The sequence below is a fragment of the Bacteroides cellulosilyticus DSM 14838 genome (assembly GCF_000158035.1).
In the GTDB taxonomy this organism is placed as follows: Bacteria; Bacteroidota; Bacteroidia; order Bacteroidales; family Bacteroidaceae; genus Bacteroides; species Bacteroides cellulosilyticus.
Genome location: NZ_EQ973495.1, coordinates 59,037 through 67,590 on the forward strand (window position 1 = coordinate 59,037; position 8,554 = coordinate 67,590).

Genomic DNA, 8,554 nt, shown 5'->3' on the forward strand with positions numbered 1-8,554 from the left:
AATGCTACAGGAGAGGGTAAACCTGGTCTTGTAGGAGCACGGACAGCCGGTCCGGTTTTGTTTGATGTATTTAGTCTGCTACCTCCGACACGGTGGTTCAAACGCCCGGGAGATGTCTTTGTCAAAGCTGAGGTATGCCGGAAATCCGGACACTTGAAGGGTAGGTTTTGCGAAGAAACAGATACTTTACTGATTCTTCCTGCCGGACTAAAGACGGAAGCTTGCCCTTATCATCACCTGATCACCCTTTCAGCCGATGAAACTCACCGTATCTACGAGAATTGCGCAAATTTGGAACCAACTATCCAGAAGTCCTGGTTCACTTTACCACCTGTATGGGAATGGTATTACAAACAACATCATCCGGAATACAATCCGCTTCCTCCCTTCAAAACAGGCTGCGGAGAGGATGCATTGCAATCCATGCAATTCATCTATCCACCCATGAATGCCCGTATTGTGTTACCCAAACAGATGGATGGAAGTCCGGGCTTTCTAACCACCGAGTTGGCTCACAGCAATCCAGGTACCACCATTTTCTGGCACCTTGATAACACTTATCTTACCCAGACACAAGACTTTCATAAGATCTCACTACAACCCACGCCCGGAAAACATTCACTAACAGCGGTAGACGAAGCAGGAAATACAGTAACCACTACATTCTATATCAATTAAGGTTATCTGTTGATGAAACCGGTCAGCATACCATCCCCCCCGAACAGGTGATGTTTTTGTACAAAAAGATTCCATTTTAGTCTTTTTAATGAAAATACCTAAAAGAAGTGAGTGCATAGTTACCAAAAAGTGGCTACATTTGTATCCCGAAACAGTGTCAGAAGAAAACACCTTGTTCCAAAAAACAACCCCAACACTAGAATTAGTGAACATTGTTTTTTGTATATTTGTTAAATCTTAGAAGCGACAAGCTTTAATCAATTTATTAATACCAATTAAGTTATGAAAACCAATCTTAGTTCTCAAATCACTCTCAACAGAGTCTCCCCCAGGTATTATAGGCCTGAGAATGCATTTGAAAGGTCGGTATTGACCCGACTGGAAAAAATCCCAACCGACATCTACGAATCGGCAGAGGAAGGCGCCAACCACGTTGCCTACGAAATAGCTCAACTTATTCGTGATAAACAGAAAGCCGGACGTTTCTGTGTATTGGCATTGCCGGGCGGTAATTCTCCCCGCAACGTATACTCAGCCCTTATCCGTATACATAAAGAGGAAGGCTTGAGTTTCCGCAACGTTATCATATTCAACCTTTACGAATATTATCCTCTTACATCAGATGCCATCAACAGCAACCTGAATGCCTTGAAGGAAATGTTCCTTGATCATGTAGATGTTGACAAGCAGAATATCTTTAGCCCGGACGGTACAATTCCTAAAGATACCATCTTTGAATATTGCCGCCTGTACGAGCAACGCATCGAAAGTTTCGGTGGATTGGATGCCGTATTACTGGGCATCGGGCGCGTAGGTAACATTGGTTTCAACGAACCGGGTTCCCGCCTGAACTCCACCACCCGTTTGATTTTACTGGACAACGATTCACGCAATGAAGCATCCAAAATGTTCGGTAGCATCGAAAGCACTCCGATCAGCTCCATAACAATGGGTGTTTCTACAATCCTGGCTGCCAAGAAAATCTATCTGATGGCATGGGGTGAAGACAAAGCCAAAATGGTAAAAGAGTGCGTAGAAGGTGCAGTAACGGATACCATTCCGGCATCTTTCCTGCAAACTCACAACAATGCTCATGTAGTTATCGACCTTTCTGCTGCCGGTAACCTAACACGTATCCACCGTCCGTGGCTAGTGACTTCCTGCGAATGGAACGACAAACTAATTCGTAGCGCCATCGTCTGGTTATGTCAACTGACAGGCAAGCCGATCCTGAAGCTAACAAACAAGGATTACAATGAAAATGGTTTGAGCGAACTGCTGGCTCTGTTTGGTTCGGCATATAATGTGAATATCAAGATCTTCAACGATCTGCAACATACCATCACCGGATGGCCGGGTGGTAAACCAAATGCAGACGATACTTATCGTCCCGAACGTGCGAAACCGTATCCGAAACGTATCGTCGTATTCTCTCCGCATCCCGATGATGACGTAATCTCCATGGGTGGTACAATCCGCCGCTTGGTAGAACAAAAGCATGACGTACACGTGGCTTACGAAACTTCCGGTAACATTGCCGTAGGTGACGAAGAAGTAATCCGCTTCCTGCATTTCATCAATGGTTTCAACCAGATCTTCAATAATAGCGAAGACAAGGTAGTTGTTGATAAATATGCAGAAATCCGTAAATTCCTGAAAGAGAAGAAAGATGGTGACATCGATACACGTGACATCCTCACAATTAAGGGCTTGATACGTCGTGGTGAAGCGCGCACTGCTTGTACGTACAATAATATCCCTCTGGATCATTGCCACTTCCTTGACCTGCCGTTCTACGAAACAGGTAGAATACAGAAAGGTCCGTTGACCGAAGCTGATGTGGAAATTGTGCGTAACCTGCTGCGTGAAGTGAAACCTCATCAAATATTCGTAGCCGGTGATCTCGCCGATCCACATGGAACACACCGTGTTTGCACAGATGCCGTATTTGCTGCTATCGATCTGGAAAAAGAAGAAGGTGCAAAATGGTTGAAAGATTGCCGTATTTGGATGTATCGTGGTGCGTGGGCCGAGTGGGAAATTGAAAACATTGAAATGGCAGTGCCCATCAGTCCGGAAGAACTGCGTGCAAAACGTAATTCAATCCTGAAGCACCAGTCTCAGATGGAAAGTGCACCATTCCTGGGCAACGACGAACGTTTGTTCTGGCAACGCAGTGAAGACCGTAACCGTGGTACCGCCGCATTGTATGACAATCTCGGTTTGGCATCTTACGAGGCAATGGAAGCATTCGTGGAATATATTCCGCTGTAAATGTTTGCTAAATAGAAAGAAAAAGGTTGCAATGTTTTGTCACTGCAACCTTTTTCCATTCTACATTTTCATTAATTTTATTTTCACGTCATCTCCATCTCATCAATATTTTCTTCATAACTATGATTTTGTTCCACAAGTCATTCAGAGAACATGGCAACAGTTCCTTTATATTCGCCTTCGGGCAATTTGATTTCTCTTTTATTTCCATTAAGGATCACTTCCATGGATGTTTCTGTCTGAGTTGGATCTGAAGCATACACTTTCCACTTTTTCTTATAAGTACGCAGAATAAAAAGCCCTTTTTTATTGCTTTCAAACTTTAGTTCACCGGATAAGGGAACACTTCCAGCTTCATACAATGCAAGTAAATATGTCTCTTTATTTAGTTGGACTGCCTGACATTGACTGGTATTACTAATTATTTTAAATGAAGATAAATCAAAGTGTTGTACTTCCTTAGGAGTGGTAGCCGGCAATATCACGTATTGATATGAGTCATTTTTTGGAAGAATTCCATGATTCATATAAATAGTAAACACATCTTTCGTCTGCAACTCGCTTTTAGGATATATCTTCATGATATCATTCCAAGAATTTGTACGCTGTTCAGAGAAAATACGCCCCTCGCCTTCCAACAAGATGTATCCGGTCTGATGGTGAAAAAAGCGCTGGGAATCCCCACAGGAAAATTTCAAATCTTTCACAGCTTCCCACTTTCCTTTATTCCAATACAATAAATCATCTCTTAGTACAGCCTGCTCCACAGAAGTATTCACCTGATAACTGCTATCAGAACGAATGCCCGCTCCTAAGCATAAGACATAATCTGGTGTAAAAATCCACGTCTTTCTAGCATAAAGCCCGTCCCTTACCAAATCCATCGAAGTAAGGCCAATAGTGCCATCATTCACATTTCCCACAAATGAGCCTTTATTTTGCTTTTCAAGCCATCCCATTACATGGACAGCCTTATCTTCCTGATAGCAAGTCACACCAGGCACTTTACGCCAATCCCAACAAGGAAATATATCCGTATATTCATCACCATCCACATAAGTGTAGAGAGCACCGTCTGCCAAATAATAACCTTTTACGTTATCCGTACCCGACTCTGTGCCGATCACCCTGTCCGATGCCATTCTTACAGATGCCATCCAAGTGGGACAACGATGGATTGTCATATCAGATTTCCAGAAATGGTATTGTCCCAACAACGCAGTTGATGTATTCCCAAGATTTTCATCAATCAACATATGATATACATTACAATCTTTACTATTCACTTGCGCTAATGCATTAGCAGAGAATAAGCTCGAAAAAGCCTTATTCCGCTGTGCCTGCCGATAAAGTTGCCTTCCAAGATTATTCACATCCATCTTGTTTTTCCACAAGATTCTCCGCACACCTTCATTCGTATAGTTAGTGATAAGCTTAAAACGCTCTTGATCCAACGCTAATGAAGTGCCGTCAAGAATATATGCCCAAAAACTCATAGTAGCCAAATAAGCTGCACCATAATTCCCGACCTGCTGTTGAGGTCCGTGTTGATGAAAACTATAATCGACCTTGATCCCTTCTGCTTTGCCATAAGCTATCTTTATCTCATCATTCATGGCATTCCTTGCTTCCTGTACCAGTTGAATATCATTTAGCAATAGTCCTTTCACCAATACATTGCCAGCTAGCCAAACTCTATTCTGGGCCGTCATCCCTATCTTTGCTTGGTTCATCACCTCAATAGCATGCTTCTTCTCTTCCGTCGACAACTGGTCTTCAAATAAAACAAATGCAGCTCCCAAAACTTTAGGTATACCTATTTCATTATACCACCAATTGGCAGCTACTGGCTTCATCCGGAACCAATACCCCATAGCCTTATGAATGGCCTCTGCAATCTCAGCTGATTTATAAAAGGTATGTTCCGAATTAGCATAAACTTTAGCCAACTCAAGCACACGGGCCGCATGAATCCGCGGAAGCCAACTGGCAGCCTTACTATTAGTGAAATCGAGCCCATTCCAACTACCTTGTTCACTCAAATCAGATAATAATTGACGAACGTATCCAACTTCTATCGGGCAACGTTCCATTAATTCTACAACCATCTGGTCACCGACTACTTTCTCATGGGACATCTGACACATCAGTCGTATCAACTGCTGTTCTGATTTATTCTTATATAATATACTCTCTATATACTTCTGCCTGATGACGGATAAATCATCCGCTTTCAGTCCCAAAGTAAATCCCCAAAGCAATAGGATAAAAATAGGACGTACTACATGTAATTCCATTTATTTTTTTATAAGTTCAAATTCCGTTGCTTTTAAATTATCCGAACTGCTTCCGACAAAGAGTTTAAAGTCACCCGGCTCTGTGACGAACTGTTTATCTGAATTAAAGAAACCTAGTTCTTGTTCAGACAAGGTAAATTCAATCTTTCGGGTTTCTCCAGGTGCCAATTCTACCTGCCGGATTCCACATAACTCAATAACCGGACGGGTCACAGAACTGACCACGTCCTGCAAATAGAGTTGAACGGTTTCTTTGCCCGTATATTGCCCCGTATTCGTAACAGAGGTAGTCAGCACTACTGGCTCTCCTGCTTTATATTCTTTTTTCGACATCACAGGAGCCGCTATTTCAAAAGTCGTATAACTCAAGCCATATCCGAACACATAGGCAGGTTTCACACTCTCATCCATATAACCGCTTACCCACGGATTGTTGGGCGCCCAGGCACGTCCTGTACTTTTATGATTGTAATATAGCGGGCACTGGCCTACGTGACGGGGAAATGTCATTGGTAACTTACCAGACGGATTATATTTACCAGTAAGCACATCCGCAATAGAATTGCCTGCTTCCGTACCAAGCCACCAAGTCATAAGAATAGCATCGGCATAAGGTTCCATATCGGAGAAAATCAATGGACGGCCTCCCATAACTAAAGTGATAACAGGTTTCCCTGCCTTCTCCTTTATTTGTTTCACCATCAACTGCTGATTAGCATTGATGTTGATATCCACTTTCGATTTCGCTTCTCCAGACTCCATCGCACGCTCTCCTACTGATACAATAATCACGTCATATTCAGAAAAATCCGGTAATGGTTTCAATTCATTCGTTTCCAAATCATAACCTTCAATATAGGTAATTTTAGCTTTTGGTAAGGCCGCTTTCAGACCATCAAAAACAGAAATTACTTCTTCAGCCTTTCCAATGGCGGACCAATTTCCCAGCATATCTTTTTTGGCTTTATTCAAAGGGCCGACTACAGCTATTTTACCAGCAGTGGATGTAACAGGCAAAACATTTTGGTTTTTCAGAAGGACGACTGAACCAGCCCCAGCTTCACGAGCCACTTTCCTGTGAGCAGCATTTACTTTCTTGTTTTCGATTTCCTTTTCACGATAGTTATAACGATAAGGATCATCAAACAAGCCTAATTCAAATTTCACTGTCAAAATCCGCTTTACAGCATCATCAATCAAGGTAATGTCTACAGCTCCCTGTTTTACCAAATTGACCAAATGTCTGGCATAAGTCATAGAATGCATATCCATGTCACAGCCTGCAATAGCGGCCAACCGACCGGCATCCTCATTATCTTTTGCCATCCGATGTTTGGCAATCTCACCAACAGAGCCCCAATCACTGACTACAAAGCCTTTGAATCCCCATTCTCCTTTCAGAATATCTCTCAAAAGAGGCTTATGGGCAGTTGCCGGAATACCGTTTATTTCATTAAAAGCATTCATGAAAGTACCCACTCCGGCTTCTACCGCAGCCCGAAATGGTGGTAAATATACTTGTAGAAGTGTATGTTCCGAGATATCAGCTTCAGCATAATCCTTACCTGCTACCGCTGCTCCATAAGCAGCAAAATGCTTCGCACAAGCAAGAACTGTGTTTCTATCATTATAATCAGTACCCTGAAAACCTTCTACACGAGCCTTTGCCACCTGGCTACCATACCAAGGGTCTTCCCCAGCTCCTTCCATCGAACGCCCCCAACGGGCATCCCTAGAAATATCAACCATGGGAGCAAACGTCCAGTGAATTCCATGGGCAGAAGTCTCCGCTGCTGCCACACTTGCCGTTTTTTTTATCAGCTCTAGATTAAAACTGGCAGCCTCAGCCATCGGTATCGGGAAAATGGTCCTCATCCCATGTACAACATCCAAACCAAAAATTAACGGGATTCTCAAACGGGACTGCATAGCCAAATCCTGATATTGCTTTGCACGCTCTACAGTCAATATATTGAAAATAGAACCTACCTCACCACGTTTGATTTCTTCCGTATGATTACGACTGTCAAGGGAAGGACCAGTCAGAAGCTTATTATTGGAATACTGAATCATTTGTCCTACTTTTTCTTCCACAGTCATAAGCTTCAGTACAGAATCTACCTGATGAGTATAATCCTTCTTCACTGTCTGGGCGGGCAAAGTAGTTGCCATGATACCCAAAATTATTGCACATAAAAGACTATTCTTTTTCATATCATCACTTATTATTATAGAACTCTTTCATCACATACCAAGCCTTTTTCCTAAATCCCTGATCAGAAATAAGCCCTTTCCGATTCCAACCTTCCTGATTCGTAGGATGAAAACGATACGGAGAACGGAAATCAAATAGTATCCAGGGAGAGATACCGGCCAAATTTTTCACATTGTTGAACATCTCCAGATTATCTCTAAACAGCTTTTCCTGATATTCTTCGCTCCATGAACTGGTTACCGTAGAATCTCCCGATTGCCCGTAAAGGGCTTCACCACCAAATTCAGAAAAAATCAACGGTTTACCAGGAGCCACATTCCAACACACTTCCGAAGGATCTGACGGCCAGGCATGATACCACCCCATATATTTATTAATCGATACTACATCCAACTCTTCGATAAAAGAATCCTTCATTTCAAAAGCCTTCGTTTCAGGATTTAGTTTCGGCAGGTCGAAAGCTGCTGTTATCAGACGGGTAGTGTCCATCTCGTGACAGTGCTCGACAAGACTCTTCAGAAAAGCATTGCGAGCTTCGGAAGGGGCCGTTTCATTGGCAACTCCCCAGAAGGCCAAGGCACACCTATTCCTGTCACGCATAACCATTTCCGTATACATTCTTTGCGCCTTCATACGCGTCCCGGCATTTTTAAAATCAATTCCTTGCCAGATAGGAATTTCTTCCCATAACATAATACCCATCTTTTCAGCCAGACGAACGATGTATTCATTCTGCGGATAATGTGCCAGACGTACTAAATTGGCACCTAATTCCTTTGCTTCAGAAAGTAATGCTACAGCATCCTGCTCTGAAAATGCTCTTCCCTGGCGTTGCGCTATCTCTTCATGGAAACTGATTCCTTTCATAAAGATCGGAGCGTCATTCAGATAAATCTTCGTCCCTTTCACACTAAGATTACGAAAGCCTATATTCTCTTTCACATGATCCGTTACAGAAGAAACTGTAACTTGGTAAAGTTTAGGTTTTTGGGGCGACCAACGTTCTAAGTTCTTTGCACGGAAAGATGTTTTCGCTATTCCTTGTCCATCAGTCTGTACTTCAGATGCGATTTTCAGTTCAGGAATTTCA

4 protein-coding genes and 1 pseudogene are annotated in these 8,554 nt (G+C 42.7%); 2 read left to right on the plus strand and 3 right to left on the minus strand.

The genetic code is table 11. The features are described from left to right. Both BACCELL_RS22620 and BACCELL_RS22625 read left to right on the plus strand, forming a co-directional pair. Window positions 1-678, plus strand: a pseudogene (locus tag BACCELL_RS22620) (penicillin-binding protein 1C); the annotation flags it as partial. Between the two features lie 282 nt (window positions 679-960). Further along, entirely contained in the window at window positions 961-2,952 is a 1,992-nt protein-coding gene (locus BACCELL_RS22625; RefSeq protein ID WP_007214435.1) for a glucosamine-6-phosphate deaminase, read from the plus strand. A gap of 140 nt (window positions 2,953-3,092) precedes the next feature. On the opposite strand, the gene BACCELL_RS22630 is transcribed toward BACCELL_RS22625, so the two are convergent. From BACCELL_RS22630 to BACCELL_RS22640, 3 genes are all read right to left on the minus strand, one after another. Then, window positions 3,093-5,249 carry a polysaccharide lyase family 8 super-sandwich domain-containing protein gene (locus tag BACCELL_RS22630; protein ID WP_007214436.1) on the minus strand — a complete coding sequence of 719 codons (2,157 nt, stop codon included), beginning with the start codon at window positions 5,247-5,249 and terminating at the stop codon, window positions 3,093-3,095. Continuing rightward, on the minus strand, window positions 5,250-7,463 hold the full coding sequence (locus BACCELL_RS22635; RefSeq protein ID WP_007214437.1) for a glycoside hydrolase family 3 N-terminal domain-containing protein: 2,214 nt from the start codon (window positions 7,461-7,463) through the stop codon (window positions 5,250-5,252). A 4-nt stretch (window positions 7,464-7,467) separates the two neighbouring features. After that, window positions 7,468-8,554, minus strand: a 1,087-nt coding sequence (locus tag BACCELL_RS22640) for a glycoside hydrolase family 2 TIM barrel-domain containing protein (RefSeq protein ID WP_007214438.1), incomplete at its 5' end; no start/stop codon positions are given.

Bases quoted from the DNA above. Each gene is read 5' to 3' on its own strand.
- BACCELL_RS22625 (WP_007214435.1), top strand. From the start codon at position 961: ATGAAAACCAATCTTAGTTCTCAAATCACTCTCAACAGAGTCTCCCCC.
- BACCELL_RS22630 (WP_007214436.1), bottom strand. From the start codon at position 5,249: ATGGAATTACATGTAGTACGTCCTATTTTTATCCTATTGCTTTGGGGA.
- BACCELL_RS22635 (WP_007214437.1), bottom strand. From the start codon at position 7,463: ATGAAAAAGAATAGTCTTTTATGTGCAATAATTTTGGGTATCATGGCA.